The sequence below is a fragment of the Mucilaginibacter roseus genome (assembly GCF_021215455.1).
In the GTDB taxonomy this organism is placed as follows: domain Bacteria; phylum Bacteroidota; class Bacteroidia; order Sphingobacteriales; family Sphingobacteriaceae; genus Mucilaginibacter; species Mucilaginibacter roseus.
Genome location: NZ_JAJPWV010000001.1, coordinates 321,983 through 340,018, shown reverse-complemented (window position 1 = coordinate 340,018; position 18,036 = coordinate 321,983). Strand labels below are relative to the sequence as shown.

12 protein-coding genes are annotated in these 18,036 nt (G+C 44.1%); 5 read left to right on the top strand and 7 right to left on the bottom strand.

The window, feature by feature from the left end; genetic code table 11:
• Positions 1-5: 5 nt before the first annotated feature.
• From LT679_RS01490 to LT679_RS01475, 4 genes are all read left to right on the top strand, one after another.
• Positions 6-2,120, top strand: a complete 2,115-nt coding sequence (locus LT679_RS01490) for a bifunctional aldolase/short-chain dehydrogenase (protein WP_232175129.1) — start codon at positions 6-8, stop codon at positions 2,118-2,120.
• A gap of 60 nt (positions 2,121-2,180) precedes the next feature.
• Positions 2,181-3,455: a TIM barrel protein gene (locus LT679_RS01485; RefSeq protein WP_232175128.1), complete on the top strand. Its 1,275-nt coding sequence runs from the start codon at positions 2,181-2,183 to the stop codon at positions 3,453-3,455.
• The gene (locus LT679_RS01480; protein ID WP_232175127.1) at positions 3,456-4,820 is read left to right on the top strand and encodes an FGGY-family carbohydrate kinase; all 1,365 of its coding nucleotides are present in this window, start codon (positions 3,456-3,458) and stop codon (positions 4,818-4,820) included.
• Positions 4,821-4,955: 135 nt separating this feature from the next.
• Positions 4,956-5,279 (top strand): hypothetical protein, encoded by a 324-nt coding sequence (locus LT679_RS01475; protein WP_232175126.1) that lies wholly within the window; start codon positions 4,956-4,958, stop codon positions 5,277-5,279.
• A gap of 274 nt (positions 5,280-5,553) precedes the next feature.
• On the opposite strand, the gene LT679_RS01470 is transcribed toward LT679_RS01475, so the two are convergent.
• The 7 genes from LT679_RS01470 to LT679_RS01440 all read right to left on the bottom strand — a co-directional run bounded on the left by LT679_RS01470 (position 5,554) and on the right by LT679_RS01440 (position 16,287).
• Positions 5,554-10,395 (bottom strand): chemotaxis protein CheB, encoded by a 4,842-nt coding sequence (locus tag LT679_RS01470; protein WP_232175125.1) that lies wholly within the window; start codon positions 10,393-10,395, stop codon positions 5,554-5,556.
• Entirely contained in the window at positions 10,392-11,906 is a 1,515-nt protein-coding gene (locus LT679_RS01465; protein ID WP_232175124.1) for a GAF domain-containing protein, read from the bottom strand. Before LT679_RS01465 ends, LT679_RS01470 begins: the two co-directional genes overlap by 4 nt.
• Positions 11,907-12,223: 317 nt before the next feature.
• A complete protein-coding gene (locus tag LT679_RS01460) occupies positions 12,224-12,634 on the bottom strand; it encodes a response regulator (protein ID WP_232175123.1) in 411 nt (136 codons plus the stop codon).
• 217 nt (positions 12,635-12,851) lie between these two features.
• Positions 12,852-13,748: an SDR family oxidoreductase gene (locus tag LT679_RS01455; RefSeq protein WP_232175122.1), complete on the bottom strand. Its 897-nt coding sequence runs from the start codon at positions 13,746-13,748 to the stop codon at positions 12,852-12,854.
• A 104-nt stretch (positions 13,749-13,852) separates the two neighbouring features.
• Complete coding sequence (locus LT679_RS01450; protein WP_232175121.1) at positions 13,853-14,437, bottom strand: Crp/Fnr family transcriptional regulator; 585 nt, start codon at positions 14,435-14,437, stop codon at positions 13,853-13,855.
• Positions 14,438-14,473: 36 nt separating this feature from the next.
• On the bottom strand, positions 14,474-14,815 hold the full coding sequence (locus LT679_RS01445; RefSeq protein WP_232175120.1) for a HopJ type III effector protein: 342 nt from the start codon (positions 14,813-14,815) through the stop codon (positions 14,474-14,476).
• A 110-nt stretch (positions 14,816-14,925) separates the two neighbouring features.
• Positions 14,926-16,287, bottom strand: coding sequence for a M28 family metallopeptidase (locus tag LT679_RS01440; protein ID WP_232175119.1), 1,362 nt, complete (start codon positions 16,285-16,287; stop codon positions 14,926-14,928).
• A gap of 163 nt (positions 16,288-16,450) precedes the next feature.
• On the opposite strand from LT679_RS01440, the gene LT679_RS01435 reads away from it, so the two are divergent.
• The gene (locus tag LT679_RS01435; RefSeq protein WP_232175118.1) at positions 16,451-18,028 is read left to right on the top strand and encodes a Na+/H+ antiporter; all 1,578 of its coding nucleotides are present in this window, start codon (positions 16,451-16,453) and stop codon (positions 18,026-18,028) included.
• Positions 18,029-18,036: the final 8 nt, after the last annotated feature.

The window sequence follows — 18,036 nt, the reverse complement described above, 5'->3', positions numbered from 1 at the left end:
ACAATATGTCTGCTACGCAATTTAAACATGTAAGTTACTTATGGGACGAAGCCGAGGCTGCTAAACTCGCCGGCGACGAAGTAGCTTTATTGATATACCGCTCAAATTTATTGGGCGCCGACCTGCGCCTCACCAATTACGGCGGCGGAAACACCTCTTGCAAAGTAACCGCAAATGATCCGCTTACCGGCGCTCCGGTTGAGGTGATGTGGGTAAAAGGATCAGGCGGCGATTTGGGTACACTGAAAAAGAACGGACTTGCAGCTCTTTATGTAGATAGGTTGCGTAGCCTTAAAAATATTTACCGTGGCGTTGAATATGAGGATGAAATGGTGGAATTGTTTAACCATTGCATATTTGATCTGTCGTCAAAAGCGCCATCAATTGATACACCGCTGCATGGCTTTTTGCCCTTCGCGCATATTGATCACCTGCACCCAGACGCGGCAATCGCCATAGCGGCAGCAAAGGACGGCAAGCGTATAACAGAAGAATTATTCGGCGGTAGTATTGGCTGGGTAGAATGGAAAAAACCCGGGTTTGAGCTTGGCCTGCAACTTAAGGCCTGCCTTGATGCTAATCCGGGCATCCGGGGTATTATGCTGGGTTCGCACGGTTTGTTCACCTGGGGCAATACGGCATACGAGAGCTATATCAACACCCTCGAAGTAATTGAAAAATGCGCAGCTTATTTAGAAGATAACTATGGCAAAAAAAGCCCGACGTTTAGTGGCCAACGCATAGAAAGCCTTAATGAAACAGCCAGGAAGCAGCAAGCCGCGGCATTAGCGCCTATATTACGCGGCTTCTGCTCCTCAAAAACGCGCATGGTAGGCCATTTTACGGATGATAGCCGTGTGCTTGAATTCATTAATTCAAACGACCTCGAGCGTCTCGCGCCACTCGGTACCAGTTGTCCCGATCACTTTTTGCGCACCAAGATTAGTCCGCTGGTTTTGGAATTAGAAAAAGATGCCGACCTGAGTGATGTGGAATCGTTAAAAAACCAGTTGTCACCTGCGTTTGAGGCCTATCGCCAAATGTATACCGACTATTACAACACCTGCAAACACCCAAATAGCCCAGCAATAAGGGATGCTAACCCCGTGGTGATTTTGTATCCGGGTGTGGGCATGTTCACTTTTGCCAAGGATAAGCAAACCGCACGCGTAGCCGCTGAATTTTATATAAACGCCATCAATGTAATGAAAGGCGCGGAAGCTATCTCCGAGTACACCTCGCTCCCACGCCAGGAAGCATTTGATATTGAATACTGGCTGTTGGAAGAAGCTAAACTGCAGCGTATGCCTAAACCAAAGATACTGTCGGGCAGGGTGGCGCTTGTTACCGGCAGCGCAGGTGGCATCGGTAAGGCAATAGCAAAAAGGTTTGTTCAGGAAGGTGCGGTAGTAATCTTGAATGACATGAACACCGAACGCCTGAATGGCGCCGCCGACGAATTTAACACGGAGTTCGGAAAAGACGCCTATGCAACCGCCGTGTTAGACGTTACGGACAAAAACCAAATACAGGAAGCATTTGATGCCGCGGCACTGGCTTTTGGCGGCGTGGACATCGTAGTTAATAATGCCGGCCTTTCCATATCTAAAACTATTGCCGACCATACCGAAAAAGATTGGGACCTGTTGTATGATGTTTTAGTAAAAGGGCAATTCCTGGTTACACAGGCAGCCGTTGACATCCTAAAAAAGCAAGCCATTGGCGGTGACATTATCAATATAGTAAGCAAAAACGCCTTGGTAAGCGGACCAAATAACGCAGGCTATGGTAGCGCCAAAGCTGCTCAACTGCACTTAAGCAGGCTAAACGCCGCCGAACTCGGTTCAGATAAGATACGTGTAAACGTAATTAATCCGGATGCCGTTATAAGTGACAGCAATATTTGGGCAGGCGGCTGGGCCGAAGGTCGTGCTAAAGCCTACGGTGTTACTGTTGATGAGTTACCTGCGTATTACGCCAAACGCACTTTACTTAATGAGATTATTTTGCCAGAGGATATTGCCAACGCCTGCATAGCCATTACGGGCGGCTTGCTCAATAAATCGACAGGCAATGTTATAAATGTTGACGGCGGGGTTGCCGCTGGTTTTGTGCGTTAAATTGTAAATTACACCGGGTCGTGCACCAATCGCGACCCGGTTGATAACCTGAATTATACCATGCAAATAAATAAGGAGATTCTTCAAGACCTCAATAATGACCTTTTGCCAGCGCACGAGCGCCGGTTTAATTACCTGGCGGGCGAAATTGATAACGCTGAAGCTATCATACTGAAGCTTATAGCCTTCAACATTGCTATACCGAGTTGGGCACTTGGTACCGGCGGAACCCGCTTTGGGCGTTTCTCCGGCGGTGGCGAGCCGCGCAGTCTGGAAGAAAAGATTGAGGACGTAGGACTAATACACGCGCTTAACCGCTCAAGTAACTCCATTTCATTGCATATACCCTGGGATATTCCGGATAACGCGCCATCCATAAAAGCATTTGCCTCACAATTAGGCTTACACTTTGATGCTGTAAACTCCAATACTTTTCAGGATCAACCTCATCAAGCGCTGAGTTATAAGTACGGTTCACTGCATCATGTAGACAAAGCCGTGCGCCAGCAAGCTGTTGAACATAATATTGAAGTAATAAAATATGGCGTTGAACTTGGTTCGAAAGCGCTATCAGTTTGGCTGGCTGACGGATCAAACTTCCCGGGGCAGCTTAACTTTCGTAACGCATTTCAAAACACGTTTGAAAGTTTACAACAGGTTTACGCGGCACTGCCCGATGACTGGAAAATCTGGATAGAGTACAAACCTTACGAGCCTAACTTTTATTCTACTACCATCGGCGATTGGGGTCAATCTTATTTATTGGCCAATAAACTTGGGCAAAGGGCAAGCACATTGGTTGATCTTGGTCACCATCTGCCTAACACCAACATCGAGCAAATAGTGTCGCTGTTGCTGATGGAGGGCAAGCTTGCAGGATTTCACTTTAACGACTCAAAGTATGGAGATGATGACCTAACGGTGGGCAGTATCAACCCCTACCAGCTGTTCCTGATATTTAATGAGCTGGTTGAAGGCCTGGATGCCCGCGGTTTAAACCATGCCACCGGTATTGGATGGATGATAGATGCATCACATAATATTAAAGACCCGGTTGAAGACCTGCTGCAGTCGGTAGAGGCTATTAAGATCGCTTATGCGCAGGCTCTTTTAATTGATCAGGAGAAACTTAAACAGGCCCAGCAAAACAATGATGTTGCCCACGCGCAAAATATTTTGCAGCAAGCCTACCGTACTGACGTAAGGCCGTTGCTTGCCGAAGCGAGGTTGCAGGCAGGCGGCGCTTTAGATCCGGTGGGCTCATTCCGCGCGCTTAAGGTAAGAGAAAACCTGATACAGGAACGAGGGCTAAAAACTGTAACGACCGGTTTATAAATGAGCGCCCAACCTGTTATTGCTATTTTTGATATCGGTAAAACTAACAAGAAGCTATTGCTTTTTAACGAGCGATACGAAGTTGTATTTGAGCACGCTGAAAGACTTGAAGAGATTACTGATGAAGACGGCTACCCGTGTGAAGACCTCAAGAAACTACGCCATTTTATTAGCGATAACTTAACCAAAGTTCTTAATGCAGATGCATATAATGTAAAGGCTATAAACTTTACAGCTTACGGAGCCAGCTTTGTGTATATCGATCAAAATGGCAATACCTTAACGCCACTCTATAATTACCTCAAACCGTATCCGTACAAATTGCGCGACAGGTTCTATGAAAGTCATGGCACACCTGAAACCATAGCAATTGAAACTGCATCTCCGGCTTTGGGCAATCTTAATTCGGGCATGCAGTTATATAGTTTAAAATACCAGCAGCCGCAAGTGTTTAACAAGGTAAAGGCAGCACTGCATCTGCCTCAATATCTAAGCTTTTTGTTGAGCGGCGAGGCCATTTCTGAACTCACCAGCGTTGGTTGCCATACCACGTTATGGGATTTTACCGCTAATGATTATCACCGATGGGTTTATGAAGAAGAACTAAACAACCTGCTTCCGCCCTTAAAGCCCGGTGATGATGTAACCGTTGTTAAGTTTAATGGGCAGCATAACATCATGGTAGGCAACGGGCTACATGATAGTTCGTCGGCGCTAATCCCCTACTTAGTTAGCTTTGCTGAACCTTTTATCCTGCTCTCAACAGGTACCTGGAGTATTACACTAAACCCTTTTGACCAAACGCCGCTTACCGTTGAGCAGCTTGAAAACGATTGTCTTAATTATATACAGTACAAGGGCACACCGGTAAAGGCCTCACGCTATTTTGCCGGGCCAGAATATGAACAACGCTTAGCGCAAATTGCCGCCCATTTCAATCAATCGGTAAAAAAGTACGAAAGGCTTGATTTTGATCATGCCATCGCCGCTAAAGTTCAAAAGGAGCACCCGCCGTTACAAGGATCATTTAAATGGTCATCAAAAACGAAGGAAATTGCAAACCTTGATCAGTTTACTAATGATGTGGAGGCTTACTACTGGCTCATTATGGATATCGTTGCCAAACAAAAATCATCAACCGAGTTGGTATTGAACGGTACGCCGGTAAAGTGTTTATTTGTTGATGGTGGATTTAGTAAAAACAAAATTTTCATGCATCTGCTGGCAGCAGCATTTCCACATTTACAAGTATGCGCGGCCACTATGCCACAGGCAACCGCTATTGGCGCGGGATTGGCTATTCATCATGCCTGGAATAATAATCCATACCCTGCTGACTTGATTAACCTGGAACCTTATTCCTGATTTGCATACAGTGTAGCTGTTTGAATTAACCGACAAAACCGGCACTGTGTATGTTATAAACTACGAACTTTTACTGGCAAATTTTACATTTGAAGCGGGCTCGTAAACTGGCATAAATTTGGTGTATTACTAAGCATGATTAAGTTTCAAGAAAATGCAACAGTGGTATATACCACTCCCGATGGAAGAAAGATCGATACCTTTGTTGTTTACGCCACTAACGAGAAAACAGGTTTAACGCTTATTAACCACGAAAGTTTATTGGTTACTGCCGATAGCTTAACGTTACACCCTAAAACTGTTGGCGAGTATCATATGCCTTTGAACGATGCATTTAGCTTTGAACTGCTGAATAAACTAAAGGCTAAATATGCCGATATGGATACGCAGTCTAAAACCGTAAAACTTAGCAGAAAACAAGAAAAAGTTACGTTATCCGTACTTGCTAAAGCATCATAATTATGAAACTTACCTGGAAAAAACCGTTAAAGCAAAAAGGCTGCAAAATAGTATCACTATTTTTTAGTACCGGTTGGCCTGATTTAAAGACCATACATTACACTAAACTGTATGCTGAATCATAAACCGGCTTGGTGCTATGCTAATTGGTTTTAACCTTTAAAAGCTCAATAAGTCTTACATCTACCTTGAAATAATAAAACCGATCCACTGACGCAAGTCGTTGTGATCGGTTTTTTGATTTTATTGCTTTTTAAAATCCCCTCTAAACAAGTTACTTCGTAGCAGATATTGGAATGTTAAACCAAAAGGTGCTCCCCTCGCCTGTGGTACTCTTAATGCCTACTTTACCGCGATGACGCCTTACAATCTCTGCAGAAATATATAACCCAAGGCCCAAACCTGAGAATTGTTGCGATGACTCCTGCACACGATAAAAACGATCAAACAGATAAGGCTGCTTTTCAGGCGGAATACCGATACCGAAGTCAGTTACCTCAACCTTAAACATCTTTTTCTCTACTGAACAATTAATCACAACATTATCTGCCACTGGCGAATACTTGATGGCATTGGTTAAGAAATTGTGTACCACCTGTTCAATTCGCGGCCTGTCGGCGTTTATGATGATATCGTCCTTCGGATTAAAGATCAGTTTATGCTTAATACCCGGCGCCTTTACGTCTTCAATACATTCCCTAATCATGTCAATAGCGTTAAACTCTTTGTAGTTTAATACCATTTTACCTTCCTGAATTTTGGTTACATCCAGCAGGTCATCAACCAGGTTAGTCAGTTTTTGCGTTTGATGGGAGGCCTTGTCGATAAAATGAACCAGGTTTTCGCTCACATCCATCTTATCGATCATGCGTTGCACAATCTGTAACGAGCCTTTCATACTCGTAATTGGCGTTTTTAGCTCATGGCTGGCAATGCTCATAAATTCATCCTTACGGCGCATCAACTCCTCGGTAGCAATACGGCCAAGCACAATATCAGTCACTTCAAAACCAAAAAATGCGATACCATCAATATGGCTGCCGTCGTAGTTATAAACAGGCGTCAGCGTGATATCCATCCAACACTGTCCTGTTTGATTATCTGATATTTTGTCACGATCGATTTTAATTTGCTTGCCTTCAAAGGTTTTACCGCTGGCAAAAACTTCTTTTTCAATCTCTTCAAAATTCAGGTCGTCGGCACTAAACTTTAACTTGGTTGATCTTCCCTTTGTATGCTTTGAGCCAAAAAATGAAACGTAAGCTTCATTCACGAAATCGTATACCAACTGCTTGCCGCGTTTAATAGCTATTAACGCGGGCGCATGGCTAAATATGTTAGAGAATTCCTGCTGCTGCTGGTTAAGCCTTGTTTGTAGTTCCAGGCGTTTTTGCTCGGCCTCTTTTTGGCGGGTTATGTCAATAATATAGCTTACGGCTGTAGTTTCGTTATCCTGCTCAAGCAGTGCTGAACCCATCAATACCGATAATCTTGAGCCATCCTTTTTGATGTACTGCTTCTCAAACGGTGGGCATATCTTGTTTTCGCGCAATTGCTTAACCGCGTCATTACTAACCTCTAGGTACTCTTCGGGTGTAATTTTCTTCCAGTCAAGCTCCCCGCTCTCAAGGCTCTGCCTGTCATAACCCAGCATGGTTAAAAAGGCATCGTTTGCTTCGAGTATCGCGCCATCCAAGTTAGAGAACAGCATGCCGATCATGTTCGACTCGAATACCTTTCCAAATTTCTTTTCGCTGCTGTTAAGGCGCTTTTCGGTTTCAACCAACTTGCTGATATCTATTATAGAACCTACCAGCCTGTATGGTGTACGGAGTTCGTCTTCTAATATACTACCGCGATCGAGTATTATAGCGTATTGTCCATCGGCTTTAAGGAAGCGGTATTCTGCCGACCAGTTACTTTCGTGATTGTTAATAGCGTCGTATACGCTTGCCTCTACACGCTTACGATCGTCGGGATGTACCTTATCAAACCAAAAATCAATTTTCTTAGTCTCTTCGGATAATTCGTATCCGAACATACTGGTAAAGTTATCGCTTCGCCACATGGTGTTGGTCACCAAATCCCAATCCCAAATAGTATCATTAGTAGCCTTTGATACAAACTTGAACCGCTCCTCGCTTTCACTTAATTCGCGGGTACGTTCCTGTACTTTTTCTTCAAGACTTACATTTAGCAATCGTAGGCTTTCGCGGGCCTTTACCAATTCGGCATAATTATTTTTGAGTTTTTGCTCCGCAAGCTTACGCTTGGTAATGTCGGTAAAACTCATAACCACACCATCGGCCATTTTTGCAACCATAAGCTGGTGCCATAAGTTGCCGGTTATCTGCAACTCGGTTTGCAGCGGAGAATTTACTGATATACGCTCAAGGCTGCCCGCCGGGAATATCCTGTTCAGTTGCGGAAAATCGCTAAGCGCCGGGTGTGCCATAAGCTCTTCTGCCGTTTTTTGGAACAGATCTTTAGCAGCATTATTGAAGGATATGCACCTGTAATCGGTTACTTCGTTATTCTTACCTCTTTCTGCATTGAACGCCAATATAGCAGCCGAGCTGGCGTTATATACGCCGGCTATCATATTATTAAGCTTGGTTATGGCCGTTATATCAATAAAAGTGATTACTACACCATCAACCTTGCCGCCCTTTTTAAGGTAAGGCATAATACGCATGAGGTTATTAGTGCCGTTATGAAGGGTAACCTCCTTCTCGATAACCGTATTATTGGCCAGTACGGTGTGTATGTCCTTATTCAGGCTATCGTACTGTATGTTATTTGATAAGTGGTTGATAGGCCTGCCAATGTCAGACTCAATCACATTGATCATATTTACCGCTGCCGGGTTAAACTTACGAATCAGCAGGTTCGAATCAATAAATATCTGCCCGATGGTAGTACTCCGGAAGTAATTATCCAAGTCCTCATTCAGCTCCAGCAACTCACGTATTTTTTGCTGATGTTCGGTATTTAAGGTATGTAACTCCTCATTCAGCGATTGCAGTTCCTCGTTACCTGACTGCAACTCCTCGTTAGCAGACATTAGCTCCTCGTTTGAAGACTGCAACTCCTCGTTGGTCGTCTCCATCTCCTCCATAGCCAATTGCAGGTTGGAGCGCGTTTCGGTAAGCGCGGTTTCCATCTCCATCAGGTATTCTTCCTGCGAGGTAAGATGATCTATATCTGCCGGCTGAACATTTTTAAGCGGCGTATCAATTTGCGCATCATTGAGTAATATCAACGTATAACCATTAGGCGATTGCTCATCGGGCGGTTTAATGGTCATTTGTAAAACGCGGTGGCCTTCCAACTGCCCGGTAATCATTTTGGTTTCATTATCCTTCCATGCCTTGCGGATGCTGGTACTTAACAATATGGATATTTCTCGATTGACCATATTGAGCAGGTTAAGCTCAAGCTTCTTTTTAGGCAAGGTTAAAAACCGGGTAAAATCACCAATGGTTTCTTTGATCAGGAAGGCTTTGTCTATAAAAACGCCTACATAACCCAATTGGTCAATAATCAGGCCCTGAAATTCGTCAGCCGTAGTACGGCTGGTTTCAGCTTGCTTATTCTGCATTTTTTTTGCAGGTGGTTGCACCGGCAATTGTGAAGGCGTAGTTGTAGAATAACTATGGTGCAGGGTGTATTTTATGTTACCTGATTTTTTATAAAGCTTTAGTTTAGAACTTACTTCAACCAAACCATCCATTATGCTACCGGCGTTCTCACTTGACCCTAAAAAGAGGTAACCGGCGGATTTAAGCGCGTAATGAAACGTGGTGAGAATTTTTTGCTGCAATACACTGTTCATGTAGATGAGCATATTACGGCATGATATCAGGTCATTTTTTATAAATGGCGGCGATTTGATCACGTTATGCGCCGCGAAAACTATCTTCTTACGTATTTCAGGTACCACCGAATAGGTGTTATCTGAATTTTTAACAAAGTAGCGTTTCAGCGTTTCAGCTTCTATCTCCTTAACGCTTGATGGTGGATAGCAATTTTTTGACGCGATGCGTATGCTCTCTTCATCCAAATCAGTTGCGAATATCTTAAAATCGACCTGACGCCCTGATGCCGCCAGTTTTTGTTGAAAGGCGATGGCTATTGAATAAGCTTCTTCCCCGGTACTGCAGGCACAAACCCAAATTTTAATTACACTACCTTCATCCTTTGATGTGATAATATCGGGTATCACCTCTTCGCGAAGTTTTTCAAATGCCGGCTTGTCTCTAAAAAATTTAGTTACGCCAATCAAAAACTCCTTAGCCAATACTTTAGCCTCAGCGGGTTTTTTGTTGATATATGTAATGTAATCCTGCAAATTGTTTAAATCGGCGGCCGCCAGTCTGCGGGCTATACGCCTCAGGATAGTTGGTGTTTTATATAGATTGAAATCCTGCCCGGTTTGTGTGGAAACGATATCGAATATCTCATTCAGGTGTTCATCCTCATACAGCTCCTTTTCGAGCTGAGGCGCATACACGTGATTTACGTAATTGTAAATTTCGGTATGCATGTTTGCCGGCGCAAGTATAAAATCGGTGTTGCCTGTTGCGATTGCACTGTTAGGCATACCGTCAAACTTGGCTGTAGCCGGATCCTGGGCTATTACCATGCCGCCGCATTCCTTAATGGCTTCAATACCCCTGCTCCCGTCAGACCCGGTACCTGATAGTATAATGGCTATCGCCTTTTCCTTTACATCATTAGCAAGGGTAAGCAAAAAGGTATCAATAGCCGTGTTTGGAGACTTGTCCTTAACCTTATCTGCCAAACGCAGCTTGCGATGACGGATGGTCATTATTTTTTTGGTTGGGATAATGTATACGCAGTTTTTTTCAAGCAGCATATCGTTGCCGGCTTCCATCACTTTCATGTGGGTATGCTTCGCAACCAGTTCCACTAAAAGGCTCTTGTAATCAGGCGATAGGTGCTGAATGACCACAAATGTAAAGCCCGAGTTGGGCGGCATGTGGTCAAAAAACTCGTGTATGGCTTCCAGTCCGCCGGCAGAAGCACCAATAGTAATGATATAACGATCGCTTACATCATTTTTTTCGGTATCCTTAACGCCTTTAGCTCTCAAAACCTGTTATTTTTTGTCTGAAATTCATAAATAAAGCTGCGCATCGTTTCTGCCACTGCCAGTTCCTGCTCGGTCCACGGCGGCGATGTTTGGTGCACCGTTTGCTGCCACATGTTAAACGAGTTTCTGGGATGATAATTCTTCCTGTCGAGCTCAAAATTTATAGCCTGATCCGGATTGCCGCCCCAATTGATCTCGCGTTTTACTTCGCCCCTGAAACATATCACAAAATCACCGCGATCCATGTTAACCGGTATGGCTAATATTCCGCTCGCGGTTTCGGCGATAGGCAAAGCATCTTCATACAGCTCAGGCAGCTGGTCTGTAGCAAACACGCGCTCAACCCTTTTGGTTTGTAACCATAAAATCAGGTTTTCAACAAACTCCTGATCCGGAATGTTTTTAATGCCCGAAATAACTCCATTGATAACAGCTACAGCGCCACTGGCATCAAAAAGTTCGGTTATGTTGGGCTGCTCTTCGGTAAGTAATCCCTTAATCAGGTCGTCCTCGGCATAAACGCGGGCCATCAGCAAGGTTTGTTCTTTTTGTAATTCTGTTTCTACGTCCGCCTCATATTTATGGAGTAAAGACTCTATTCGGGCGGATATAACAGACGATAACAATTCGCAGATCGAACATACTTCGAGGCTCAGGTATTTCTCCGTAATATGATGACAAGCTATCAAACCCCATAACTGCCCGTGGTAAATTACCCGGATAGACATGGATGCGGTAACGCCCATATTTTTAAGGTACTCCAAATGCACTGCGGCAACACCACGAACATTACAGTCAGAAAGATCTGTAAAGGTTTTGGTTACCGGGTTAACAATCGGGTAAAGACTAATGGGTTTATAAGTACGATCCGGTATTAAGCGGTATGGATTTTTGAGGTACAACTGCCTGGCCTGTCGCGGCACGTCTGACGCCGGAAAGGTAAGCCCCAGGTAATGCTCTAAATCACCGGTTTTTTCCTCGGCAATTACGGTACCGTTCCAATCCTCGTCAAACCGGTACATCATCACTCCGTCAAACCCGGTTATTTTTTTTATTTCGGCTATGCCTACTTTGCATATTTCTTCAACAGTGCGGCAAGCTTCAAGGCGGGCAATGGCAAGTTTAACTTCTTCAAAAGCTTCAGTAAAAACACGGTCGGTGCTTACCTTTTTTTCCATCTCCAATATCACGTAACCATCCTTAACGTGTATCAGTATTTCCATACTGTGGCCATGAAGGTTAAAAGTAAGTGGCGCTTTGGCATGTACAGCATCATTTAAACGCTGCTTAAGTTTATCAAGCTGATCGGGCTGAGTTAAGTCGCTTATATTTTTAGCAATCAATTCCTTAGTCGGGTAACCAAGTAGTTCTGCTAAGTTATCACTGCATTGAATAACGTTTAACGTTGTGGCATCCAACGCAAGTAAGAAGCCGTAATCCTGTATAACATTTATATGATTTAAGGGTAGGTTGCCGCAAAAATCAGAATCATAGTTTTTCTTTTCAGCCATATAGCTTTTAAACAATAAAAATTACTGATGATCAGATCAATGTCAGAACGGAGTTTCGGCTAATAAAGATCAACAGCAGATGTAACGGCTAAAATAATATAAATACTTCACTATAAGCAATTGCCTGCATAATACTTACAACCTTTGGTTATAGGCTCCAAAAGCATGGTAATGCAGTATTATTGCCGTACGTAAAATAATAATACTATTTAATAACAGCTAAAAGAAAACGAGATAGAAACAAAATTAGTGTTTAGGTTTATGTGCAAAAAGAACGAGCTGGTTAGCTAACTATTTTAAATAATACAGCTCCAGCCTTAATTAACCAAGGTTTTACCTGGAAGATACTGACCGGCAATTTCTTCCAGCTTCTGCTTTACAAGTGGTTTGCTAATAAAGCCTTTTACGGACGCAAACTCGGTTGCGCGTTGCTTATCGGCACCATCAATTGATGAGCTTACTATAAAAACGTGCGGTTGTTTTTGTAATGCCGGCATCAGGCTTTCCAGGTCTGTTAAAAACTGCCAGCCGCTGTAGGGCATATTTAAATCCAAAAATATCAAATCGGGCAAAACAGAAATGTCTTCATAATTTTCCTCAAAGAAGTTAATTATCTGGGCTGCATCCAACGTATGTACCGAATCTTCAAAAATTTCATACCGGTCGAACATTTTCTGCATAATTAAATGCTCCATTGGATTATCATCAATCATTAGTGTTTTACACATGGTTAGTTTCATTTGTATAAACATTTGCAATTGACGTGCCAACTAAATTCACCTTTAGTTAAATACAATTTAAGCCAATACTATGTGTACGATTTACACTTTGTGTATAAAATTGTAGAAAATCGGGGAATTATTACCGTAGCCATTTAGTTTGTTATTTAATGTACCGTATCTCCATCAATCGGAAATACGGCACACCAGATACCTCGGTAATTAATTATTGAGCAAAGTATGCACCTGAGTTCATATCTTCAATAAGGCCGATATGCGTTGGCTGCCAGCCAAGAATTTGCTTTGTTTGCTCGCCTGATGCCGGAGTGTTGATTGTACCAAAATAATTGAACCAGCCAAAGTATTCCGCCGCCTCTTCGGTGGTTTTACTTACTATTGGCAGGTTTAAGTTTTCACCTATGGTTGATGCTATATCAGCAAACGGAATACCCTGTTCTCCTACCGCATGGTACACAGCCCACGGCGCATTTTTCTCTAAAGCCAGTTGATACAGCACCGCTGCATCAAGCCTGTGAACGGCTGGCCATTTGTTTTGACCATCGCCCAGGTAAGCCGCCTCACCTTTTTCACGCGCCAGATTAATCAGTATTGGTACAAACCCATGATCGCCGGCATCATGCACCGAGGGCGGCAAACGCATAACAGAAACGTTTACACCCATTTGAGCCACGGACTTTGCAGCTTCCTCTGATGCTTTGCGCGGACTTTTACTGTTTTCGGGCGTAACTTCATCCTGCTCAGTTAGCAGCCGGCCTGTAGATAACAGTGCCAGGCCCGAGGTAATAATAAATGGTTTACCGGTACCTGCAATGGCTTCGCCCATAGTCAAAATTGCATTTCGGTCAATCTCGCAACTTTCCGCAAAACGACTAAAATCATGGATAAAGCCCGTGTGGATGATACCGTCCGTTTGCAAAGCGCCACTTTTCAAACTTTCAATATCAGTAAGCGAACCTAAGTGCACTTCGGCACCTGCTTCAATAAGTTTTTGTGCTGAAGCCTCTGAGCGGGCAAGCCCTAATACTTTATGCCCTGCGCTTAAAAGCTGATTTACTACAGTTGAGCCTACAAAACCTGTAGCCCCGGTTACAAATACACGCATAGTTTTAATTTTATGTTTAATGATTAAGGCTTTATGCAAGCCTCCTTTATTCAACACAAAACTGCATAACGCCCACGCCCTTAAAAAGGACATTTGACGCTGTTTTAAACACGCTGTAGTTGCGCTTGCCTTATGCGGCTCAGTGTTTTAAGTGAAACACCGATGTATGATGCCACCATACGCAAGGGTACTTTGTTGAGGATGCCGGGATAATTCTCTAAAAAGTAGTTATACTTTTCTTCAGGCGTGGCGCTGATGGTTTTATAGAGCCGGTTGCGGCTAACATTTAGGTATTGCGTTATCAAATTATCAGAAAAGCGTTTAAGCGAAGGTATAGCCTTCACTAATTCCTCAAAGCTTTCCTTGGTCCATAGCATCACGTGGCTATCCTCGAGCGCCTCGATGTTGTAGTTGGATGGTATACGGTTGTTATAACTTTCGCCATCCGTTATCCAGGCCATGGCCGGTGTAAATTGCATAATGTGTTCCTCGCCATCCGCACCGATGCCATACATCCTCAGTAAACCCGTCAACACAAAAATTTTATAACGACATATCTCTCCTGCTCTAAGCAATAACTGCCGCTTCTTAACTACAGTCACGGTAGCCGCATCAACTATCATACTCAACTCCTCGTCGGTAAAGTTGATGGAACGCGTATTCATATACTCTTTAAATCCGGATGACATGACGATTGATCGTTATAAAATTAAAATGGCAATGAGTTACTTTTGGGCAAGCGGCTCGCCTTCAAAAGCGATACCATCCCAGCCATGAGCCATAAACTGCCTGATGTTTTGATGCGCCTCACCTTCGGGATCAGCCAATACAGCACGATAATGCTCTGCAAATAAAAGCAAAGTATTCTCGGCATTTAGCTCATTGAGCTGCGCAAAACCTAACACCTTGGCACTACCCTGGTTCTGTGTAGCTTCGTTATAAACATCGCCATTTTTAAATGCGGTTGGCGTATGTTGATAGTGTTTTTCTATAAATTCAAGCACCTCGCTAAATGCAAGGGTATCTTGTTTTGCTTTAAGCAAAAGTGTATCTATTTGATCTTTCATTATTTGTTTAAACCTTCGGTGAGTTATCCCCTAATCGCCCAACTCGTGTTACAAAACTACGATATCGACACCTTAATCGTACCTTGAAAATTACAATCGTTTTAATTGGGTTAGCGTTTTCGGCTTACTGTTGGCACAACCGGCAAGCCCTCGTTACCGGCAGCACTTACTGATTGAACGGCGAAGAAATAATTATCCTTTGAATATGGCAGCTTTATGCTGGTATCAGCAGTGAATATCTTTTTCTGCCATACGGAGCTCGTTGTTTCGCGCATTAAAACATAATAGCCGGCTACCTTGCCTCCTGGTGCTTTCCAGCTAAGCTCCGTAGAATTGCTTAGTGCTACCACTGCTATGCTAACATCCTGCGGTGCCAGCGGCGATTTGGCGAGATTGGCCAGATTACTCAAATTCATCGCCGTATTCTTACGCAGATACTCATAATCCATAAACTCAGGCAAATCCCCGTACTGTACGCCATTCTCCATCCTTACGTCCTGATGCTGATGATTAAAATTCTCGTTCATCTCGGTTATGCGTACGGCGGCATATCCTTGTTGCTGGTAAGGCAGGTGATCACCACCACGTAAAAAACGGTCAGGGCGGTATATCATAACTACTTCCAGGTTATCTACATAGCGCTCTCCTACTTCCTTTACATAACGCGCCAATTGCCGCGAAGGTCCATCATTCTCTAATCCCATAGCTCTTATGGCTGCGGCCTTTTGCTCGGTAAGTTCAAAGGCAGATAACCCCTCACTAAAAACACGAACACGCGTATTATTGATAATATTGGTTTCGTTACTGTTATTGCTACCCATGATGTCATTATTCAGCACTGCTTCTATCTGCCATTTGTCGCGTTTGGCATTTGCTGCCATAAACCCGGCACCCAACAGCCCTTGCTCCTCTCCGCACACGGCCACAAAAATTATGGTAGCGGGAAATTTGTGTCGGCTCATAATTCGGGCACACTCCATAACCGCGGCGGTACCGCTGCCATCATCATTTGCCCCGGGTGCAATGCCGGTGCGATCCATCACATTACTGCGCATATTATCCATGTGCCCACTGATCACGAATACACGGCGGTCATTCGGGTCAGTCCCCTTTAAGGTGCCAACCACATTGGTTAGTACAACAGTACTGTCAATACGTTTGCCATCGGGTTTATAAGTGCTGGTATCAAACCTGGCGGTAAACCTACCGCCCGAAGCGGTGGCAAAACTTTTAAACCTATTCAATATCCAGTTTCGGGCGGCACCTATCCCCCTTTGCGGGTTGGTGGTGCTGCTAAGGGTATTGCGCGTACCAAAGCTTACCAGCCTGGCTATATTAGTTTTCATAGAGTCTGCCGATACCTCAGCTACCATTGACGCTATTTCGGCATCCTTTTGAATGATAACCGGAGACTGCCCATGCAATTGATTAACGGCACAGGCGGCAAATATGATGAGTAAATATTTTTTCATAACGTAAGTGATAAGGCTAAAAATAAGCACGCCGGTTCAATAATAACGATACATCGCCGTGTATCTTTTTGGTTGCAGTAACCGTTTAGTGTTTATGTACAACTATGCATATGAATTTGAAAAAGTAATTTAACTTTACTCACTAACCTGCTTTTTCATTTTTATGTTAGACAGTTTTCCGTTCTATCTATCGCTTGCCGTTGCCATCGTTTTAATTGTTATGCTGGCTAACCGTATCAAGGTGGCTTACCCGGTTCTGTTAGTGTTGGCCGGACTTGCCCTTAGCATCATACCTGGCATCCCCCAAATACATATTAATTCGGAACTGATATTCGTCATCTTTCTGCCGCCGCTGCTTTACGAAGCCGGGTGGCAAACCTCATGGAAGGAGTTATGGCGCTGGCGGCGCATTATAAGCAGCTTTGCTTTTGTAGTGGTTTTCTTTACCGCGTTTTCGGTAGCATGGGTTGCCAACTATTGGATACCCGGCTTTACGCTGGCCCTCGGCTTTTTGTTAGGCGGCATTGTTTCTCCGCCTGATGCCGTGAGCACCGCCGCTATCCTGAAATTTATAAAAGTACCTAAACGGATGACCTCGATATTAGAAGGCGAAAGCTTGCTCAACGATGCTTCATCGCTCATTATATTCAGGTTCGCGTTTATAGCTGTAGGCACCGGGCAGTTTGTATGGCATGAAGCCGCAGTATCTTTTGTATGGATGGTTATCGGCGGAATTGTAACCGGCATATTGATAGCCTACGCCGTAATGCAAGTGCATAAAATTCTGCCTACCGATGCCAATATGGACATTATACTTACGCTGGTAACGCCTTATGGCATTTACATCTGCGCGGAAGAAGTCCATAGCTCCGGTGTGCTTGCCGTAGTGGCTGGCAGCCTTTTCCTCTCTTACCGAAGGCATAGTTTTTTAAGCAGCACGGCCCGGTTGCGAAGTAGTAACGTGTGGGAAAGCCTGAGCTTTATACTCAACGGACTGGTATTTTTACTTATCGGGCTCGACCTGCCGCAGATCACCGCTGAGTTGGGGAACGTGAGCATGAAAGCGGCTATTGGCTACGGCCTGCTTATAACCGGTGTACTGGTGATCACCCGAATAATTGCCGCTTATGGGGCGGTAGTAGTAACGCTTATCGCCCGTAACTTCATCACTGTGGCAGACGACCGGCATCCCGGGTTCCGCACACCGTTGATATTGGGCTGGGCGGGTATGCGTGGCGTGGTTTCATTGGCAGCGGCTTTGTCTATTCCAACACATTTACAGGAAGGCGTACCTTTTCCGCAACGAAATCTAATTCTATTTATCACCTTCATCGTAATACTTACTACGCTGCTTTTGCAGGGCCTCACACTGCCTTTGCTTATACGTAAAATAGGACTACCAACAGACCCGGACGAAAAGCTACCCGAAGAGAAAATGTATGCCAAGCTACGCAAGCAGTTAAATAAACTTGCGTTAAAACATCTTGAAGAAAAATATCCTGGCGGATTAAAAGACAATCCGGCGCTGCAGCAAATGGCGCAAAAATGGCGGCTTAACAGTGAGGAACCAGCCACCGCTGACATGCCCGATGAAACTAAAGATGTGTACAGCGAAATACTGGAGCAGCAACGCAACTGGCTCATAAAACGCAACCTCGAAACTTTTGCCATAACTGAGGAAGTGATACGCAAGCATTTGTTATTTCTGGACCTGGAAGAGGAAAAGCTGAAGTACTTGTGATAACGGTT